This window comes from Streptomyces sp. NPDC018026 (genome assembly GCF_044327745.1).
Lineage (GTDB): Bacteria > Actinomycetota > Actinomycetes > Streptomycetales > Streptomycetaceae > Streptomyces > Streptomyces rubrogriseus.
The window spans coordinates 1-21,018 of the sequence record NZ_JBIRFY010000026.1 but is presented as its reverse complement, the minus strand read 5'-3'; the positions used below and the strand labels follow the sequence as shown (position 1 = coordinate 21,018).

Annotated in this window: 7 protein-coding genes; all 7 read right to left on the bottom strand. The window is 70.6% G+C overall.

Annotation, left to right across the window (positions count from 1 at the left end; genetic code table 11):
• Positions 1-8 precede the first annotated feature (8 nt).
• The 7 genes from dpgD to ACH4D3_RS39830 all read right to left on the bottom strand — a co-directional run bounded on the left by dpgD (position 9) and on the right by ACH4D3_RS39830 (position 21,006).
• Positions 9-815 carry an enoyl-CoA-hydratase DpgD gene (gene dpgD, locus ACH4D3_RS39860; protein ID WP_398332664.1) on the bottom strand — a complete coding sequence of 269 codons (807 nt, stop codon included), beginning with the start codon at positions 813-815 and terminating at the stop codon, positions 9-11.
• Positions 812-2,089, bottom strand: coding sequence for a (3,5-dihydroxyphenyl)acetyl-CoA 1,2-dioxygenase DpgC (dpgC, locus tag ACH4D3_RS39855; protein ID WP_398332691.1), 1,278 nt, complete (start codon positions 2,087-2,089; stop codon positions 812-814). The genes dpgD and dpgC overlap by 4 nt, the downstream gene beginning before the upstream one ends.
• A gap of 65 nt (positions 2,090-2,154) precedes the next feature.
• Complete coding sequence (gene dpgB / locus ACH4D3_RS39850) at positions 2,155-2,853, bottom strand: enoyl-CoA-hydratase DpgB (protein ID WP_398332663.1); 699 nt, start codon at positions 2,851-2,853, stop codon at positions 2,155-2,157.
• 23 nt (positions 2,854-2,876) lie between these two features.
• The gene (gene dpgA / locus ACH4D3_RS39845) at positions 2,877-4,031 is read right to left on the bottom strand and encodes a 3,5-dihydroxyphenylacetyl-CoA synthase DpgA (RefSeq protein ID WP_398332662.1); all 1,155 of its coding nucleotides are present in this window, start codon (positions 4,029-4,031) and stop codon (positions 2,877-2,879) included.
• Between the two features lie 94 nt (positions 4,032-4,125).
• Positions 4,126-5,433, bottom strand: a complete 1,308-nt coding sequence (locus ACH4D3_RS39840) for a PLP-dependent aminotransferase family protein (protein ID WP_398332661.1) — start codon at positions 5,431-5,433, stop codon at positions 4,126-4,128.
• A 2-nt stretch (positions 5,434-5,435) separates the two neighbouring features.
• Positions 5,436-7,019: an MBL fold metallo-hydrolase gene (locus tag ACH4D3_RS39835; RefSeq protein ID WP_398332660.1), complete on the bottom strand. Its 1,584-nt coding sequence runs from the start codon at positions 7,017-7,019 to the stop codon at positions 5,436-5,438.
• 187 nt (positions 7,020-7,206) lie between these two features.
• Positions 7,207-21,006, bottom strand: coding sequence for an amino acid adenylation domain-containing protein (locus ACH4D3_RS39830; protein WP_398332659.1), 13,800 nt, complete (start codon positions 21,004-21,006; stop codon positions 7,207-7,209).
• Positions 21,007-21,018 lie beyond the last annotated feature (12 nt).

Sequence of the window (21,018 nt, the reverse complement as noted above, 5' to 3'; positions counted from 1 at the left end):
GGGGTGTGTCACGCACCGCGCCACACGGGTTCACGCCGCTGCGCGAAGGCCCGGGGACCCTCGACCGCGTCATCACTGCGCCGCCGCTTCTCCTCCCAGGCGTACGACGCGACGAAGGCCTCTTCGAGCGGCATGTCCAGCGACCGCAGTACGGCCTCCTTGATGGCCCGCACGGCCAGCGGGCCGCTGCGCAGCAGGGCGTCGGTCCAGGCCGCGACGCTCTCGTCGAGCTGCTCCGCCGGTACCACGTCGTTGACGAGTCCGAACCGGAGCGCTTCGGCGGCGCTCAATCGACGCCCGGTCAGCAGGTACCCCATGGCGGTTTTGAGCGGCAGCTGCCGCGCCAGCCGGAAAGCTCCGCCCGCTCCGGGCACCAGCCCCAGGGTGGCTTCCGGCAGGGCGAAGACCGCCTGGTCGCCGGCGACGATGAGATCGCAGGCCAGGGCCAGTTCGAAACCGCCGCCCAGTGCGTATCCGTTGACGCGGGCGATGACGGGTTTGGACAGATCGAACCGGTCGGTCAGCCGGGGCCAGCCGGGCTGGCCCCGGCTGCCGAACGTGGTCGGCGCCGCTCCTTCACGGTCGAGCCGGGCCCGCTCCCGCAGGTCCTGCCCGACCGTGAAGGAGCGGTCGCCCGCACCGGTGAGGACCGCGACCCGGATCTCGTCGTCGGCCTCGACGTCGTCCCAGACGAGCGCAAGCTCCTCGTGCATGCGCAGGTTCATCGCGTTCAGCACCGAGGGCCGGTCCAGCGTGATGCGGGCGACGTGGTCCTTCTTCTCGTACCGGATGCCGGAGTCCCCGCCGCCGATCACCCCGATCGCCCGTCCTTGGTCCCGGCGGCGGCGGAGAACCGGCCGACCTTGTCGATGACGTCGGAACTGTAGAGCCGCAGGGCCTGCTGGAGTGCGAACTCGGCCATGTACCGGCGGAACTCGTCCGGGGGATCGTCCGCGAGATTCAGCATCCGCCGGTTGGCGAGCACCGCACTGCCCCGCAGACGCTCGACGCTGCGCTCCACGGCAAGGTCCAGCTCGGCGTGGTCGTGCACCTCGTCCACCACCAGCCGGGCGGCGGGCTCACTCGCCCATATCCGCCGCCCTTCCAGGATGACCTGCCGGGAAAGCCGGGGCCCCGTGGACCGGGTCAGCCGGTAGTTGGCGGCGCCGGGGATGATTCCCTCCTCCGCGGCGGGGAGGCTGAAGTAGGCGTCCGAGGCGGCGATGACGTGATCGAAGGCGAGCAGCAGCTGGGCTCCGCCACCGATCGCGAAGGAGTCGACGACGGCGACCCAGGGCTTCTCGACGGTCCGTGCCCGCCAGTTCGTCTCCTCGTCGCTGAGGATTCCCCGTACGAGCTTGTGGATGTAGCCCAGTTCGCGACGGAGCAGGAAGTCGACCAGTGAAATGTCGCCGCTGTGCAGGGCCTTGAGGTTGATGCCCGCGCTGAACACCCGCCGCCCCCGGTAGCGGGGGTGGGTCATCTCGCCGCCGCGCAACAGACCGACCTCGACGGACGGGTCGAGCAGGGCGAGGTCGACGGCGGTCTCCATGTCGTCGACCTGCGCGTTGTCCTCCGCGTTCAGGGCGTCGTCGCGGCACATGGTGAGGCGTGCCACGGCGCCGGTGCGCTCCAGACGCACCGAGCCCAGGTCGACGCTTCCCGTCTCGACGAACCGCGGCAGGAGGGTGCGTGCGCGCGAGGTCGGGAGCAGCATCGCGTCGAGCAGGTGCGGGCCGGCGAGCGGCGAACGGAGCACCCGGCTGAAGAAGATGCCCTGGTCGATCTCGTGGCCCTCTTTGTGCGCCTGCGGACGGCTGAGTTCGACGGCGAGCTGCTCGGTGGTGGGGACGAGACCGGGAAAGGCCGCCGCGGCCGCGTCCGCCAGTTCTCCCACGCGCAGATGGCGGGTCCGGCCATCGGTCAGCTCGTCGTAGACCGCGTCCCCGTGCGTGCCCATGAACGCGGCGCGCAGGTTCCGCATGGCGTCGCCCGCCGCCTGCGCGACGGCGCGCTGCTGCGGTGTGCGGTCCTCCGGCCCGGGCAGGTCCGCCAGCAGGGTCCCGGTGCGCGCCGCGGTCCTCACCATGGCCTGCCGGGCCTCGGGCAGCGCGGAGCGCACCTCGCGCAGTTCGTCGCGCACCTCGCCGGGGGTCACGCGTCCACCCCCGTCGTGGCGCCGCGCAGGACACGGTCGCAGGCTGCCAGGTGCACGCCGAGCGCGTCCTCGAAGCTGGTGACGGAGGCGTCGAGCATCAGCTGCCGCCGGATGGCCAGCTCGGTGCCCGATACGGCACCGGCCCGCTCGGCGGCCAGCGACAGCGCCCGTGGCACCTCGTCCGTCAGCTCGTCGACCAGGTGCAGGGCCAGGGCGTCGGCCGCCTCGACAGGGGTGCCGTAGAGCACCGCGCGGCGGATCGCGGCGGCGTTCGCTCCGTGGCCGGCCAGCCGGTACAGGGCCATGCCGGGCCAGGTCGCCCCGCTCTCGACGGGCACGACCAGGCGTAGGGAGCGGGTCGCGATGCGGTAGTCAGTGGCGAGCAGTACGTCCAGGGCCGGTCCGCCGCAGTCGCCGTCGGCGACCGCGATCGTGGTCGCGGGCAGGCGTTCCAGGCGACGCAGTGCGCGTTCCCACTTGCTCACCAGGGACACCGTCAGCTCGTTCGCCCACGATGTCTGCGGGACCCCTGACACCTCGACGATGATTCTGGCCTGTCCCGCACGGTCCTCGGCGCTGTCGCAGACGGCGCCGACCGCCGCCACGACCTCGGCCGACAGGGGTTGCCGCCCGTCGATCCGCAGCGTGAGATCCTCGTGCCCGGGCTGCGCTTCGGCAGCCGGTGTGGGTTTCATGATGTCCTTCACCTGCTCCGTAGTCACCACTGCACCAGCGCAGTTTCGATGGTCGAGCCGGGGCCCATGGTCATCAGGAGGCCGTAGTCGCCGGTCTTGGCGGCCCCCTCCTGGAGCAGTCGCTCGTAGGAGAAGAGGAACGAGCCGCTCGACACGTTGCCGTAGTCCCGCAGGACTCCGGTGGTGTGCCGCACATCATGGCGGGTGAGACGGAGGTTGACGCGCACCGCGTCGATCACCTTCTTGCCGCCGGAGTGCACGAGCCAGTGGGCTATGTCGCTGCGCCGCAGTCCGGCACCCGCGAGCAGACGGTCCACGACCTGTTCCGCGTTGGCGCCGACGACATAGGGGACCTCGGGGTCGAGGTAGAAGCTGAACTTGCCCTGCTCGTCGTCCCAGTCGTAACGCATCGCGCCGATGGCATCGGTGATGAGGTGGCTGGCGAAGCCGAGGATGCGCGGGCCGCCCGGCTCGGGCGCGGCGTCGGAGGGGCCGCCGTGGGCGGCGTCCGGCGGATCCGCGGTCAGGGCGATCGCGGCCGCTCCGTCGCCGAACAGGCTGTTGACGACTGCGGTGCGCATCGTCCCGTCGATGACGTACGCGGCCGAGCAGGCCTCCGCGCACAGCATGACGGCGACTTTGCCGGGGTTGGCCATGGCCCAGCTGGAGGTGGTGTTGAGGGCGTTGAGCCCCGCGTTGCAGCCCATGCCCACCACGTCGACGCGGCTGGTCCTGGGCAGGAAGCCCATGTCGCGGATCAGGTGGGCGCTGAGGCCGGGGGTGAGGAATCCGGTGGTGGTGGTGCAGCACAGGTAGTCGATGTCCGCGAGGTCGATGCCGGCGTTCTCCAGGCAGGTCCGCACGGCGCGGGCACCCATGTCCAGGGCGAGCCGCTTGTGCTTGGCGAGGAGTTCACCCTGGGCCTCGGGGAGCACGGCGCCGTCGCGGTCCCTGGACGGGACGGTGAGGAAGCGCCGCTCGATCGAGCTGTTGAGGAAGACCGAACGAACCTTGGGGTCCGTGATGTCGAAGATGTCGAGGAGCTCTTGCTGGGAGTACGACTGATCGGTGACGGCGGTGCCGACACTCATGATCCGGGTGGCGCCCAGGCTCTTCTTCGGTTCCGTGATCGGTAGGTCGAGCAAGCCGGTACCGGGAGCGTTCAAGTCGACGGTCATCGATATTTCCACCCCCACATACGCGGCCTGCTGCGGATGAGACGTATCACTGCTGACACTGGACTCGCTTTCCGTGTGTGCCGGCGCGTCGGGATCAACCGGCCTTCGTGGTTTCGGACTTGATGAACTGGGCGAGGCGGGCGACGCCCTCGGAGATTTCGGCCTGCGTCAGGTAGCTGACGGACAGTCGCAGGCTGTGCTCGCCGCCGCCCCGGGGATAGAAGTAGGACATGGGCGTCCAGATCACGCCGTGGTCCTCCGCCGAGCGCATCAGCGCGGCGCTGTCCGTGCGGAAGGGGACGTCGACCGTCAGGAAGAAGCCACCGTCCGGCCTGTTCCAGCGGACGCCGAGGGCGTCCCTGTCCTGCTGCGGGAAGCACTCGTCGAGCCGCGCCAGGATGGCCCGCATCGCTTCGCCGTAGTACGCGGACGTCTCGGTGTTGAGCTCGGAGGTCCGGCCGTCGGCGGCGAGCAGCATGCCTGCCACCACGGCCTGGCTGAGCGGCGAGGTGTTCACCGTGACCATGCTCTTGATCTTGGTGAGTTCGTCCGCGAGGAGCCCGGGGCTGCCGTCCTTGTCGACGACTCGCTGATCGGCGACGGCGAAGCCCACCCGCGCACCGGGAAACAGGGTCTTGGAATAGGAGCCCAGATGGACGACCCGCTGCTCCCGGTCGAGGGACTTGAGGGTGGGCAGCTGCCGTCCGGGGCTGACCAGCCGGTAGGGGCTGTCCTCCAGGACGAGGAGGTCCTCACGGGCCGCGAGTTCGAGCAGCGCGTGGCGTTCCTCCAGGGACATGGTGGTCCCTGAGGGGTTCGAGTAGTCCGGGACCACATAGAAGGCACGCGGACGGCGGCCGCGCGCCCGTTCCGCGTCGAGCGCGGCTTCGAGGTCGGCGCAGCGGAAGCCGTCCTGGCCCTCCTCGACCGGGGTCGGCTCGATGCCGAGCAGCCGGGCGGCTCCGGTGATCCCCACGTAACAGGGGCTGGAGACGAGGAGCGCGTCGTCCGGCCCGGCGATCAGCGCGCGCAGCGCCAGGAACATCCCCTCCTGGCAGCCCACTGTGACCACGATGGACTCGGGCCGCACATCGATGTTCTCCTCCTTGCGCAGCGAGTCCGCGATCAGCGCCCGGATCTGGCCGCTGGTCGGGCCGTACTGGAACATCGCGCTTCGGATCTCGCCGGGTGTGGCCCCGCCCTGCTCCAAGTGGTCCAGGTAGCGGCGGATGTGCGTGAAGATCTCCTCGACGTCGAAGAAGCCGTCGTACGGGCGGCCCGGTGCGAACGAGATCGCCTTGGGGTAGCGATGCGTGATCTCGTTGAGGAAGTTCATCGTGTCGAGCACCGGGTCGCCGACGCTGGCGTGCAGCTCCTCTTTCCGCAGGGTCACGGCGGCCATGCCTACCAGCGCCATTCCTGCTGGCCGTACAGGTGGCCCGCCTTGATGTCGCGGTCCTTGCACCAAGTCAGGAACTCGTTGATCTGCTTGATCTGGTAGGTGTCCTCCGTGTACGTCGTCGCCATTACGTGGCCCAGCCAGGGCTCCTCGCCCATGGCGTACACGTACGCCTCTTTGGCCTCCAGCTCCGTCATGATGGCGCCGGCCTGCTCGGCGTTCGACCCGGACAGCTTGCGGGAGTTGCTCATCTTCTTGGTGATCGGGATGGTGAGCAGTGCCTGGTACAGCCAGGTCAGCGGGGCGCCGTCGCACTCCATGCCGAGGAAGGCGTAGTCGGCGGTGCCCAGGTGCTGCTTGATGTACCGGTACAGCATCGGATCGATGCCGGAGGAGTCGGCGCCGACGAAGACCTTCTTGCCGGCCAGTTCGACCCAGTACGTGGACTTGGCGCGGATGTCGAGGTCGCAGTGCTCGCCGAGGAACGGCGTCGCGGTCACCTTGCCGCCGGGGAACTCGACCTCGTCGAAGTCGTCGACCTCGATCACGGGGAAGCCCTGGTTCTTGAGCATGAGCGCCATCGACGGGTCGGCCAGGTTTCCGCGCGAGGAGCGCGGCACCACGATCGCCCCGACCCGGCCGCGCAGCTGAAGCAGCGTCTCCAGGACGATGTGGTCCTGGTGGCCGTGGGTGATCACCACGAGGTCGATGAAGTCCGGCAGGTCGTCAAGGGTGTAGCGGTCCCCGGCGGAGCTGTCGGCGCTGATGAACGGGTCGGTGACGACTGCGGCCTGCGGAGTCTGAAGCACCAGACAGGCGTGCCCGAAGTAGCGGATGCGGCCTCCGCCCTCGATGTGCCGGTCCTCGGCCAGGGAGGGCTGCTCGCTGAGCATGCCCGAGAGGCGGCTCGCCTGCGCGTCGTCGAGGCCGAGCGCCTCGCGCAGATGACCGAGTGTGCTGGGCCGTACCCGGGCCTTGAAGAGTTCCTGGAGGCCGTCGTGGCGGAAGGGGATGTCGAGCTCGATGACATCCGGCGAGGAGAGACGCGGGGTGCTCAGAACGAAGGGGCGTTCGATGCCGGTCTCGAAGGACAGCTGCACCGACTGGCGCGACTCCTGGTAGACCTCGCTCTTGTAGACGAGCGGCTCCATGAAGCGCATCTGCGCCTGGTTGTCCGTGTCGTAGGCCAGCTCGACCAGGCCGCCGAGCTCCGGGGGCAGCTTCGGGTACAGCGGGGTCAGGTCGAATCCGGTGGCGTTGGCCCGCAGCAGCTCCTGTCCCGCGACCACGGCTTCCGCGAACCGCAGGATGTGCGCGCGGTCGTGCTTGATCGCGGCGAGCAGGTCGCGCACCTCGTCGGCGCGCTCCTCCGCGATGTTGATGAAGTAGCCACCGCGCAGCTCGGGGTTGTTGCTGGCCGCGACGTGCACCTGCGGCGACTGCAGATAGGACTCGAGAAGCGGCACCTGAAGGAACGCGAGATTCATCGCCGACTGCACCGGCGCCATGGTGTACGGCCAGGCGAAGAATTTGTCGATCAGCGGCTCGACGATGACTTTCGAGCGCAGGAACAGCGGCTGGTCAGCCATGTATTTCCCATCTCTCGGATTTTTCGGACGACATCAGGAGCAGGGCGGCGGCACAGCACGAATGCCTTGTGCGCACGAAATCACGCCTTCAGCACTATGGCGCAGCCCGCACCGCCGATCAATGCTCAACTGCCGTCGCGCAGGAGCGTTCAACCGATCCCCTGCCGCAGTTGAACACTGTTGATCCCTATTCCTCGTCAAGCCATTTCGATATGGCCTTCCAGGACAGTTCGATAATGTCCGGGCGCACCATGTCGGAATGCTCACAGGGAAGACCGGAGAGCGTGATCTCTCCGCCTGAGTACGGCTGCCACGAACCGAGGGCGGAGAAGTCCTCGGGCTTTCCCGTCTCAGCCACGAGAAGCAGTGTCCTGCCGTCGAAGGTCCCCTGCTCGTGCTCCAGCCTCAGCCGCACATGGTTGTTGTAGACGCGTGCCATGCGGCCCAGTTCCTCGTCCGAGAAACCGTCCACCAGGTGGCCGAGTTCGGCACGGCTGCGCCGCACGATCTCGGCGTCGTCCATCCGTCGCGCGGGACCGTCCATCGGATCCAGCGGGTAGGCGTCCATGAGGACCAGACCCACCTCCTCCCCCTGGGCCCGCAGCCGAGTGGCTATCTCGTGCGCCGGGATGCCACCGAAGGACCATCCCACCAGGTAGTACGGGCCCGACTCCCGCACGGAACGCATCTGTTCGATGTAGTCGTCGGCCATGTCCCCGATCGAGTCAGCGAGTTCACCCGCGCCGTCGATCCCCCGGGCCTGCAGACCGTACAGCGGATGCTTCTCGGCGACGTACCGGGCGAACGGCATGTAGCACCAGCTCAGGCCGCCGCCCGGGTGCACGAAGAAGAAGGGCGCGGCACTGCCTCCGGGTCGGATCGGCAGCACGCCGGCCAACGCTTCCTGGACGGACGACAAGCCCAGTGTGCCCATCAGGCTGGCCGGCGTCGGATGCGCGATGATGTCCCGCATCGACACCGACATGCCCCGAGTCCGCAGCCGCTCCATGAGCGAGACCGCGAGGAGCGAGTGTCCGCCGAGTGCGAAGAAGTCGTCATCCACGCCGACCCGCTCCACGCCCAGCACCTCCGCGAAGGCTTCGCACACCGCCTCCTCGAACGCGCCGGCAGGACCCCGCCTCCATGTCGGCTCCGCGGCGGAGCCTGTGACATCGTCGGGTGCGGGCAGGGCGTTGCGGTCGAGTTTGCCGTTCACGGTGAGTGGCAGCTCGTCCACGACGACGACCGCCGAGGGAACCATGTGCTCCGGCAACCGACCCGCGACGAACTCCCGTACACCATCGACCGGTTCGCCCTCGTCGACAGGCACCACGTAGGCGACCAGGCGCTTGTCCCCCGGCGCGTCCTCCCGGGCGACCACCGCGGCCCGGCCGACACCGGGGTGTGCCGCCACGACCGCCCGCACCTCACCCGGCTCGATCCGGAACCCGCGGATCTTCACCTGCTCGTCGGCGCGACCGGCGAACTCCAGCCGGCCGTCCTCGGTCCACCGCACCCGGTCGCCGGTCCGGTACATCCGCTCGCCCGCGGAACCGAACGGGCACGCCACGAACCGCTCCGCGGTCAGCCCCGCACGCCCGAGATAGCCGCGCGCCAGCCCCGCACCCGACACATACAACTCACCCGCGGCACCCACCGGCACCGGCTCCAGCCGGCCGTCCAGCACGAACACCCGCGCGTTGGCCACGGGCCCGCCGATGTCCGCCGGTCCACCCGCGGCCAGCGGCCGCGACATCGTCGCGCACACCGTCGTCTCCGTCGGCCCGTACGCGTTCACGAACAGCCGGCCCACCGACCACCGCGCCACCAGCTCCTCGCCGAGCGCCTCACCCGCCGACACCAGCGCCGAAACCGGCGCCAGGTCCTCGGGTCCCAGCACGGCCAGCACCGCCGGCGGGAGAGTGGCATGCGTGACCCGGTGGCGCGTCACGACCTCCGCGAGGCCGCCGCCCGGCAGCAACTCCTCGGCCGGTGCCACCACCAGACAGGCGCCCGTGCCCAGCGCCATCACCAGCTCCCAGAGCGCCGCGTCGAAGCTGACGGATGCGAACTGCAGCACGCGGCTGGCCCCGTCCACCGCGAACCGCTCGACCTGTGCCGCCACCAGACTCGCCACGCCCGCGTGCGAGACCGCCACGCCCTTGGGCCGGCCGGTCGAGCCCGACGTATAGATCACGTACGCCAACTGCACTGGTGACACGGTGACTGGGGGAGTCGAGTCGGGCTGGGCAGCCAGCCCGGCCACCGTCAGCGGATCATCGATGGCGATCGCCCTGACCCGGCCCACCGGCAGTTCGTCGAGGCCCTCCTCCAGACCCAACAGCAGCGAGGCCCGACTGTCGGTCAGCATGTAGGTCAGCCGCTCGGCCGGGTACGCGGGGTCCAGCGGCAGATAGGCGGCGCCCGCCTTCCACACGCCCAGGATCGACGCCACCAGCTCCACACCGCGAGGCAGGCACAACCCCACCAACGACTCCGACCCCACACCCTGCGCCCGCAGGTAGTGCGCGAGCCGGTTCGCCCGCGCGTCCAGCTCCGCGTACGACACCTCAACCCCGTCACCCACCACGGCGAGCGCCTCCGGCGTCCGCGCCACCTGCGCCTCGAACAACCCCGCCGCCGACAGGCCCGACACCTCCACAGCGGTCCGGTTCCACTCCCCCACCACCCGCCGCCGCTCCACCGCACCCAGCACGTCGACCGCCGCGAGGGGCGTTTCCGGGGCGTCCCGCAGAGCGGCCACCAGCCTCTCCAAAGACGTGTGCAGCAGCTGGCACACGCCTGTGGGGTCAACCGCGGCCGCCTGGACGTTCACCGTGAACTCGGTGCCCCGGTCGTCGATCGCGACGCTCAAGGGGTAGTTGGTGTTGTCCTGAATGTGGACCGTGCGCATGCCTTCGAGCGCAACTCCGACGTCCTGACCGGCCGGTGCCGCGCCCCGCGCGCTGTGCCGGTAATTGAAGATCGAGGTGAACAGCGGACTGCCACCCGGCACCCCACTGGCCTGCTGTGCCAGGGCCAGCGGCGCGTGTTCATGCACCAGGAGTTCCGCCAACTGCTCGCGCAGGCCGGACAGGGATTCGCCGACACCGGCCGCGCCGACCCGCACCCGTACGGGCAAGGTGTTGAGGAACAGCCCCGGCACCCGGTCCGAACCGATGCCGGCGTTCATGCGCCCGAACAGCACCGTGCCGAACACGACGTCGTCCCGGTCGCTGACCGCCGCCAGCACCCGCGACCACGCCAGGTGGAAGACCGTGGCCGCACTCACCCCGAGGGATCGCGCCACCTCCCGCACGGCAACGCCCAGTTCGTGCTCCACGACCAGATGCCCGCGCTCCACCCCGGCACCGTCGCCGTGAATGTCCAGCAGCCCGTACGGGGCCGTGGTCTCCGTCACGTCACCCAGCAGCCCGGCGAAGTACCGCTCGTGCTCCTCACGCGGCATCCCGAACCTGGCCTGTGCCACGAAGTTGCGGAACGGCAGTGGCTCGGGGAGCGCATCCTGTCGGCCGGACAAGAAGGCGCTCAGCTCCCGGAGCATGACGTCCTGCGTCGTGTGGTCCTGGATGAGGTGGTGGATACGCACCATCGCCAGCCACCGGTCGCCGCCGGGCTCAGCCGCGACGTGTACGCGCAGCAGCGGCGCCCGGCCGATGTCCATCCGCTCGGTGCCCCTCGCAAGCAACTGCCGTTTCGTTTCCGGTCCTTGAGGGTCGAGCTCCGTCTCCTCGACCAGCAGGTCGGCGTGGCGGGCGACCACCTGCACGGGTTCGCGCAGCCCCTCCCACACGATCAACGTGCGGTAGATGTCGTGCCGGGCGATGACCTGTCGCAGCGCGCCGAGGAACGCATCCAGCCGGGTACGCGAGTCGAAGCCCACGATGGTCGGGGACGCATAGACGTCAGTACTGTCAGTGTTCTGCATCAGGTAGTGGAAGAAGATGCCCTCCTGGAGCGGCGCCAGGGGGTAGACGTCGGCGACGTTGGCCGCGCCGCCCGGCACCGCCGCGACGATCCGCTCGATCTCCTGCTCGCTCAGCTCGACGAGCGGGAGCATGTCCGGCGTGATCTCCGTGGCACCCTCGGGGACGGCGTTCGCCGGCACCACCACGTCGTCCGGGGCCGTCTCCGCGGCCAGCCCGGCCGGGGTCGGCGTCTGGAACAGCGCCCGGACCGAGACCGAGACCCCTCGCGCCCGCAACCGTTCCACCAGGGACACCGCCAGCAGCGAGTGCCCGCCCAACACGAAGAAGTCGTCGTCGACCCCGACGGACGGAACACCGAGCACCTCGGCGAACGCGGCGCACAGAATCTCCTCCTGCACACTCGCCGGGCCCCGGCCCCCACCGGTGGCGGCCGCCGCGTAGTCCGGCGTCGGCAAGGCCTTGCGATCCAACTTGCCGTTGCCGGTGAGCGGCAGCGCATCGAGGACCACCACGGCCGAGGGCACCATGTGCTCCGGCAACCGAGTGGCGGCGACTTCCCTCAAGGCAGTGGGCAGTTCGCCGTCCGGATCGTCGGAGTCGGCCGCGACGACGTAGGCGACCAGGCGGGTATCGCCCGGGACATCCTCGCGGGCGACGACCGCTGCGCGCGCCACCTCGGCATGGGCGGCAAGCGCCGCCTCCACCTCACTCGGCTCGACCCGGAAGCCACGGATCTTGACCTGGTCGTCGGCCCGGCCCGCGAACACCAACCGACCGTCCGCCGTCCACCGCGCCCAGTCTCCCGTCCGGTACATCCGCTCACCCACCGAACCGCCGAACGGGCACGCCACGAACCGCTCCGCCGTCGGTCCGGCCCGATCCACATAGCCGCGCGCCAACTGGGCTCCAGCGGCATAGAGTTCACCGGTCACGCCCGGCGCGACCGGGTTCAGCGCGTTGTCCAGGACATAGAGACGGGTGTTGGCCACGGGCGTGCCGACCGGCACCACCCCGGACGCCACCACCTCCTCGGTGAGACGGGCGGTCGCGACACCGATCGTCGTCTCGGTCGGGCCGTAGTGGTTGAACACTTCCCGGTCCCCGGCCGCCGCCAGCAGCTCCGCCACCAGGGCGGGCGAGGCCGCCTCACCACCCAGCACCAGCGACTTGGCGGGCAGCACCGCGGCCGCACCCAACGCCGCCACATGCGACGGCACCGCCTTCAGGAAATCAATCCCGTGCTCGGCCAGATACGCCGACACCACCACCGGGTCGGTGACCGCCTCCTCGTCCAGGACATGCAGCTCACCACCCGTCGTCAGACTCGCGAACACCACCGTGTTACCCAGATCCGTCGCCTGCCCCTGCAACACCGCATACCGGCCACCCGACACACCCAACCCCACCCGACCCGGCACCGACGACACATAATTCGCCAGCGCCCCATGCGAAACCGCCACCCCCTTCGGCACACCGGTCGAACCCGACGTATAGATCACATACGCCACCTGACCCTTGTCCACGGGCACTTCGGGAGCCGTATCCGGCGCAGCCGCAAGCTGCATCGCGGTCAGTACACCGTCCACCGCCACCAACCGATACCTGCCCGCCGGCAAGTCCTCCAGGATCTCCTCCGTCGTCAGCGTCAACACCGCACGACTGTCCTGGAGTTGATGAGCTATACGTTCCGTCGGCTGCGTCGCGTCCACCGGCAGATACGCGGCCCCCGCCTTCCACACGGCGAGTATGCCCGCGACGGTCTCCACCCCGCGCGGCAGGCACAGCCCCACCACCGACTCCGCGCCCACACCCTGCGCCACCAGATAGTGCGCCAGCCGATTCGCCCGCGCATCAAGCTCGCGATACGTCACCGACTCCCCGCCGCACACAACCGCCACCGACTCCGGGGAACGCACCACCTGAGCCGCGAACAACCCAGGCACAATCGCGGGTCCAACCTCGACCGCCGTGTCGTTCCACCCCTCCAACACCAGACGCCGCTCACCCGCATCCAGCACATCCACCGCACTCACCCGCACCGACGGATCCTCCACCAGCGCCGACAACACACGGACCAAGGAGTCCGCGCACCGCTCCACCGTGGCCGCGTCGAAGAGGTCCGCCGCTCCGGTGACCATTCCGCCGAGTCCGGCGGGGGCGCCCTGTTCGTCGAACACCTCCCCCACGGCCACCGCCAGGTCGAACTTCGCCGCCACCTGGCCGATGGGCATCCCGCTCACCTGGAGACCGGAGAGCGCGGGCGCCGATTCGGGGTCCGCGCCCGCCATCGAGACGGTGTCCTGGAAGGTGAGCATGACCTGGTACAGGGGCTGGCGGGCCAGGGAACGGGTCGGAGCCAGTTCCTCCACCAGCTTCTCGAACGGCACGTCCTGGTGCGCGAACGCGCGCAGTCCCGTCTCCCGCACCTGGTCCAGAAGTTCGGTGAACGTCGGGTCGCCGGACAGGTCGGTACGGATCACCAGGGTGTTGACGAAGCACCCCACCAGATCGTCGAGTGCCTCGTCGGTACGGCCCGCCACCGCGGTCCCGATCGGGATGTCGGCGCCGGAGCCGAGACGGGACAATGTCGCCGCCAGCCCGGCCTGCAGCAGCATGAACAGGGTCACCCCTCGCTCCCTCGCCAGATCGAGGAGGCGGGCGTGCAGTGCGGCCGGGACGGTCAGCCTCACCGGGTGACCCCGATGCGAAGGGACGGCGGGACGCGGCCGGTCGATGGGAAGGGGCACCTCCTCGGGGGATCCGGCCAGTTCGTCGCTCCAATACGCCACCTGTCGGGACAGCCGGCTCTCGGGATCGTCCTCCGCGCCGAGCAGTTCGCGCTGCCACAGGGCGTAGTCCGCGTACTGCACGGGCAGCGGAGTCCACCGCGGGGCGCGTCCCGCGAGCCGTGCCTCGTACGCGAGGGAGACGTCCCGGCCGAGCGGCCCCAGCGACCAGCCGTCGCCGGCGATGTGGTGGACGACGACCACGAGAACGTGCTCATCGGGGCCCACGGTGATCAGCGTGGCGCGGATCGGCACCTCGGCGGCGAGGTCGAAGGCGTACCCGGTCGCCGCCGCGACAGCCGGTGCGCGGCCGGCCGGGGCGTCGGCCGCGGTCAGGTCGATCACCTGGAGTTCCCAGGTGAGTTCAGAGGGTTCGAGGATCTTCTGGAACGGTTCGCCATCCGCGGTGGTGATCACCGTACGCAGCACCTCGTGCCGCCCCATGACGTCCCGCATCGCCAGGCCGAGGGCTTCCCGGTCCACCTGGCCGGAGACCCGCAACACCGTCGGGAGGTTGTAGGTGGGACTCGGGCCCTCGAGCTGTCCGATGAACCACAGCCTGCGCTGGGCGTACGACAGCGGCACCCGCTCGGGGCGCGCGCCGGCCACCAGCGCGGGACGGGCGTCGTCCGCGTCCGTGAGGCGGGTGGCGAGCCCGGCCGCCGTCGGTGTCTCGAACAGTGCCCGCAGGGGCAGTTCCGCGCCGAAGACCGTCCTGATCCGGCTGAGCAGCCGGGTCGCGAGCAGAGAGTGCCCACCGAGCGCGAAGAAGTCGTCGTCCACGCCGACCGACGGCACGCCGAGCACCTCGGCGAAGGCGGCGCACAGGATCTCCTGCTGGAGGGTGGAGGGACCGCGGCCCGCGCCCGCCGAGGCGGCGTAGTCCGGCGCGGGCAGCGCCCGCCCGTCCAGCTTTCCGTTGACCGTCATGGGCAGCGCGTCCAGCACGACGACGGCCGACGGAACCATGTACCGCGGGAGCCGGTCCGCGGCGAACCTGCGCACCGTCTCGGCGAGTTCGGACACTTCCGCGCCGTCCGCGGGGACGACGTACGCGACCAGGCGCAGTTCTCCCGAGGTGTCGTCGCTGCGGGCCAGTACGGCGGCCTGCGCCACGGCGGGGTGTTCCGCGAGGACCGTCTGTACTTCTCCGGGTTCGATGCGGAAGCCGCGGATCTTCACCTGGTCGTCCGCGCGGCCCAGGTACTCGATGCGGCCGGCCTCGTCCCAGCGGACCAGATCGCCCGTGCGGTACATCCGTGCGCCAGGTTCGAAGGGGCAGGCCACGAACCGCTCGCCGGTCTGGGCCGCTCGTCGCAGGTAGCCGCGGGCCAGGCCCGCACCCGCCAGGTAGAGCTCGCCGACCGTGCCGGCGCCGACGGGGGTCAGCCCGCCGTCCAGGACGTACGCCCGTGTGTTCGCGACGGGCCGGCCCACCAGTGGCCGCGCGCTCTCCGCCGCGTCGAACCAGAGGGCGTCGACGCTGAACTCCGTGGGCCCGTACAGGTTGACGCACCGGGTGCCCGCGGTCTCGCGGATACGCTGCCACAGCGCCGCTCCGGCCGCCTCCCCACCGAGAAGGAGCACGCTGGGCCGGTGCGCCGACCCTGCCAACAGTTGCTGCTCCAACAGCAGTTCGGCGTATGTCGGGGTCAGGTCCATGACGTCGACGCGGGCCGTGGAGACGTACTCGATCAGGGCGGTCGCGTCCCGGCGCACATCGTCCGGGACCACGTGCAGCTCGTGTCCGGCCACCATCCACAGCAGCCCTTCCCACGAGGTGTCGAAGGAGAGGGAGGCCGTCAGCGCCACGCGCATCCGGCGGACGCCCCGCGCGATCACGTGCGCGCGGTGGAAGGCGTAGAGGTTGTGCAGACCCGAGTGCGGGATCACCACGCCCTTGGGGCGCCCGGTGGAGCCGGAGGTGTAGATGACGTATGCCGCGTGCTCCGCCCCGGGTGTCGTCCTCTCGTCGTCGCCCAAGGAGCCGGGCGGCAACGCGTCCAGCTCCGCGGCGGTGGCGGGAGCGTCCAGGTGCAGCACCTGGGCGGCCGACCGGGCCGCGGCCGCGGCCGTGCTCGCGTCGGCGAGGACCGCCACGGGTGCCGCGTCCTCGAGGACGGAGGCCACGCGGTCTGCCGGATGGTCCGGGTCCACCGGCAGATAGGCGCCACCCGCCTTGAGGATCGCGAGGAGCGCCACCACGGACGCCACGCCGCGCTCCAGGAGCACCGCGACCACCGATTCCGGGCCCACACCGCGGCGGACGAGCAGCCTCGCGAGGCGGTTGGCGCGTGTGTCCAGCTCGGCGTACGTCAGCTCGATGCCCGCACCCACCGCGGCGACGGCGTCCGGGGTCCGGGCCGCCTGCTCCTCGAACTCCTCGGTGAGGGTCCGGTCGGGCACGTCGAGGCCGGAGTCGTTCCACTCGACGAGGACACGCGACCGCACGGCCTCGTCGAGCGTCTCCACCGCGCCGAGCGGGAGGTCCGGGCCGCCGTCGAGGGCTTCCTCCAGTGCGCCGACCAGGTTCTGTACGGCGGTACGCAGGAGGGTGCCCACCACCTCCGGGTCGATCGGGTCGAGCGCCTCCACGGACAGGCCGATGCCCGCTCCGTCGTCGTCCACCGAGACCGAGAGCGGGAAGTTGTCGCGCTCCTGTGAGAACAGGGTCCTGATGCCGTCGAGGCGACCGGCCCGCCGGCCCGTGTCAGCGCCCACGTCCGGTATGCGACCGGTGTTGTGACGGTAGTTGAGCAACGAGGTGAACAGGGGCGTGTCGCCCGGTACACCGCTGGCTCGCTGAGCCAGGGCCAGCGATGCGTGCTCGTGCTCAAGAAGGTTCGCCAGCTGCCGACGCATCGTGTCGACCGCCTCCTTGGCACCGGTGCCCGCAACGCGTACCCGTACTGGAAGCGTGTTCATGAAGGGTCCGGGAACCCGATCGGACCCGGCCCCGGCGTTCATCCGCCCGAACAGCACCGTGCCGAACACGACGTCGTCCCGCCCCGACACGGCGGCCAGGACCCGGGCCCACGCCACGTGCAGCACCGTCGCGGGGCTCACACCCAGGCGGCGGGCCGTCTCGCGCAGCCGTCCGGACACCGCCGGCGCCAGGTCCACCACGGCTCGGACCGTGTCCGCGCCGTCCCCGCGCACGTCCGTCAGGCCGTACGGCGTCGTCGGTTCCGTGACGTCGCCGAGGAGTTCGGTGAAGAACCGCTCGTGTTCTCCGTCGTCGTTCGTGGCGCGCGCGTGCGCCACGAAGTCGCGGAACGGCAGCGGCTCGGGCAGTTCGTCGCCCCGTCCGGCGAGGAACAGCCACACCTCGCCGAGGATCACGTCGAGCGCGGTGTGGTCCTGCACCATGTGGTGCATGCGCAGCAGGCCGAGGTGCCGCCCGTCGGGCAGCGCCGCGGTGTGCAGGCTGACCAGCGGTGCCCGCCCCAGGTCCATCGACAGACCGACGGCCGCCGTCAGCTCCCGTGCCGGGTCGGCGCTCTGCGGGTCCACGGCGACTTCCTCGACGGGGATCACGGCGCGCCGCCACACCACCTGCACGGGTTCGCGCAGGCCTTCCCAGAGGACCGCGGTGCGCAGTACGTCGTGCCGGTCCACCACGTGTTGCAGCGCCGTGGCGAAACCGTCCAGGCGCTGCCGCGAGTCGAATTCGAGAACCGTGGGTACGACGTACGCGTCCTCGCCGCCGTCCGCGAGGAGGTGGTGGAAGAGGAAGCCTTCCTGGAGCGGCGCGAGGGGATAGACGTCCGCGACATTGGCGGCGCCGCCGTCCACGTCCGCCACGATCCGGGCGATCTCGGAGGCGTTCAGGTCCACGAGCGGGAGCATGTCCGGGGTGAGCTCCCGGGCGTCCGCGGGTATCGCGTTGCGGGGCACCACCACCGTTTCGGGCCCCGTCGCAGCGGCGAGTCCGGCCGGTGTCGGGGTCTGGAACAGCGCCCGTACCGAGATCGCAACCCCGCGCACGCGGAGCCGTTCCACCAGTGTCACGGCGAGGAGCGAGTGACCGCCGAGCGCGAAGAAGTCGTCGTCCACGCCGACCGACGGCACACCGAGCACCTCGGCGAAGACGGCACAAAGGATCTCCTCGCGGACCGTGGCCGGCCCCCGGCCCGTGCCCGCCGTCGCGGGGAAGTCCGGTGCGGGCAGCGCTGCGCGGTCCAGCTTCCCGTTCTCCGTGAGCGGCAGTGCGTCGAGGGTGACGACCGCCGAGGGCATCATGTATCCGGGCAGCCGCTCACTCGCGTGCTTCCTCAGCTCACCGGCCAGTTCGTCCGCGGCACGTTCGGGTCCGGCCGGCACGACATAGGCGACGAGCCGCGTGTCCCCGGCCGCGTCCGCGCGAGCCACCACGGCCGCGTGTGCCACGGCCGGGTGCACGGCCAGGGCCTCGGCGACCTCAGCCGGCTCGATCCGGAACCCGCGGATCTTGACCTGGTCGTCGGCCCGGCCGGCGAACGCCAGCTGCCCGTCCGCGGTCCAGCGGGCGCGGTCGCCGGTGCGGTACATCCGCTCCCCGGCCGAGCCGTACGGGCAGGCCACGAACCGTTCGGCGGTCAGGCCCGCGCGCCCCGCATAGCCCTGAGCGAGGCCGGCGCCCGCCAGATAGAGCTCGCCCGCCACCCCCACCGGCACGGGCGCCAGACGGTCGTCGAGCACGTAGACGCGCGTGTTCGCGATCGGCGCGCCCATCGGGACCACCGGCCCCCTGCCGGGGACGACGACCCCGGTGGTGATCATCACCGTGGCCTCGGTCGGACCATATGTGTTGACGAGGCGCCGGTCCCGCGCCCACGCGTCTGCCTGCCGGGCACTGATCGGCTCGGCGCCGACGAGGATGGTGGAGAGCTCCGGCAGATCCCCCGGTTCGAGCACCCCGAGCAGCGAGGGCACCACGCTGGCCGACCGCACGCCCGCCGTGCGGATCAGGTCCACCAGCAGCTCCGGCTCCGCCCGCTCGGCGGATCCCGCCACCACCAGCGTGCCGCCGGCCGCCAGCGTCGCGGCCACGTCGAGGACGGACGCGTCGAAGCTGAACGACGCGAACTGCAGCACGGGGACGCGGGGACCCGCGCCGAGCACCGGGCCCAGCGCCAGCGCCATGTTCGCCAACGACGCGTGCGAGACCGCCACGCCCTTCGGCCGGCCCGTCGAACCCGATGTGTGGATCACATACGCCAACTGTTGGGGATGCTGGAAGACTCGGGGAGCCGTCACCGGTGCCTCGCGCAGTTCGGCAAGGATTTCCGGCGCGTCGAGAGCCACCTTCCGCGGCGCGCTCAGTCCGTCGGCCGACCCGCCGGTACCGACGAGAATGTCGGACCCGGCGTCGGCGAGCATGAACTCCAGTCGCTCGACGGGGTAATCGGGGTCCAGCGGCAGATAGGCGGCCTGCGTCTTCCACACTCCGAGAAGCGCGACGATCATGTCCACCCCGCGTGGCAGGCAGAGCCCCACCGCACTGCCCGAGCCGGCTCCGCGGGCGATCAGCAGATGCGCGAGGCGGTTCGACCGCTGCTCCAGCTCCGCGTACGACAGTGCGCTCCCGTCGCACACCACGGCCACGGCCGCGGGGTCCTCGGCCGCACGTCGCGCGATCAGCTCGGGCACCAGCGTCTCGGGCAGCGCGACCGCGGTGTCGTTCCAGCCTTCGAGCACCTGCCGGCGCTCCTCGGCGCCGAGCACGTCCACCCGGCTCAGCGGCAGTCCGGGATCACCGACCAGCAGCGACAGGACGTGCGTCCAGCGCCGGGCGAGCCGCGCCACGGACTCCTCGTCGAACAGATCGGCCGCGCCCACCACCACTCCGCGCAGCCCGGCGGGAGCTCCCTCCTCGTCGAACACCTCGGTGGCGTTGACCTCCAGGTCGAACTTCACCGCGCCCGACGGCGTTCCCGCTCCGCCGGGCAGTCCGCCGGTGCGCACACCGGGCAGTTCCAGGGTCACCTGAGCGTTGTTCTGCAGGGTGAGCATCACCTGGAACAGCGGATGGCGCGACAAGGAGCGAACGGGGGCGAGTTCCTCCACCAGTCGCTCGAACGACACGTCCTGGTGTGCGTACGCCCCCAGGTCGGCCTCCCGCACCCGGGAGAGCATCTCGGCGAACGTGGGGTCGCCCGACAGGTCGGCGCGCATGACGAGGGTGTTGACGAAGAACCCGACGAGACCGTCCAGCGCTTCGTCGGTGCGGCCCGCGGCCGCCGAACCGATCGGGATGTCCGTGCCGGCACCGAGCCGCGACAGCAGCACGGCGAGCGCCGCCTGCAGCGCCATGAACGGTGTCACTCCCTGCGCCCGCGCCAACTCCAGCAGTCGTGCGTGCAGTTCGGGTGACAGCTCCAGCGGCACTTCATGCCCGCGGTGGGAGGCGACCGCCGGACGGGGCCGGTCGAAGGGGAGCTCCAGTTCTTCCGGCAGGCCGGACAGCGTCTCACGCCAGTAGTCGGCCTGAGCACCGAGAAGGCTGTCCGGGTCGTCCGGAGCACCGAGCAGCTCCCGCTGCCACAGGGTGTAGTCCGCGTACTGGACCGGCAGCGGATCCCACTGCGGGGTCCGGGCCGCGAGCCGTGCCGTATAGGCGGTCGCCAGGTCACGCGCCAGCGGTGCGGTGGACCAGCCGTCTCCGGCGATGTGGTGCACGAGGAGTACCAGCACGTGCTCCTGCGGGCCCACCTCGAAGAGCGTGGCACGCAGCGGAATCTCCGCGGCCAGGTCGAAGCCGTGGTCCAGCGCATCGGCCACCGCGGTCGCGAGGCCGTCCGGTGTCACCTCGACGGTGCTCAGGGCGAATCCGCATCCGGCAACCGGCAGGATCAGCTGGCAGGGCTGCCCGTCGACCGCGGGGAACACCGTACGCAGCACTTCGTGGCGCCCGATCACGTCCCGCAGCGCCGTTTCCAGCACCGCGGCGTCCACTCCGCCCGAGAGCCGCAGTGTCATCGGGATGTTGTAGGTCGGGCTCGGTCCCTCCAACTGGGACAGGAACCACAGTCGTTGCTGCGCGTACGACAGGGGAAGCCGCTCGGGACGCTCCATGGGCGCGAGGACGGCCCGCCCCTGGGCGGCCTGGCTGAGGTGGGCGGCGAGCTGGGCCGGTGTCGGCGCGTCGAACAGGACCCGGATGGGCAACTCGACCCCGAGTACCGCCCGGACCCGGCTGACCAGACGCGTGGCCAGCAGAGAATGCCCGCCCAACGCGAAGAAATCGTCGTCAACCCCGACCGAGGACAAACCAAGAACATG